General features: G+C 62.8%; 1 protein-coding gene. It reads left to right on the plus strand.

The genetic code is table 11. The features are described from left to right. Positions 1–39: 39 nt before the first annotated feature. The coding region (locus tag ACSNOK_RS34995) for a hypothetical protein (protein ID WP_016452574.1) at positions 40–258 on the plus strand (219 nt) is incomplete at its 3' end.

Raw genomic sequence — 258 nt, forward strand, 5'->3', positions numbered from 1 at the left:
GTGCCGGGGCATGAGACTTTGAATAGCGAAGGAGTAGCGATGGCCGAAACCACATATCACGCACCCGTGTACGAGCCGACGGTGGATGAACTCGAAGTGCTCAAGAAGCTGGAAATGGGCGAGCCCGTGTCGCTGGAAAGCGCGGCGCGCGAGCATCTGTCCAAGAGGCTGCGCGAGCGTGGACTGGTCGAAGTGGACAGCAGCCATCAATGGCACATCACGGCGGCGGGCCGTGCCCAGATCCGCCGCTCCGATGCC

Origin of the sequence: Streptomyces sp. URMC 126, from assembly GCF_051386555.1 — a bacterium.
In the GTDB taxonomy this organism is placed as follows: Bacteria; Actinomycetota; Actinomycetes; order Streptomycetales; family Streptomycetaceae; genus Streptomyces.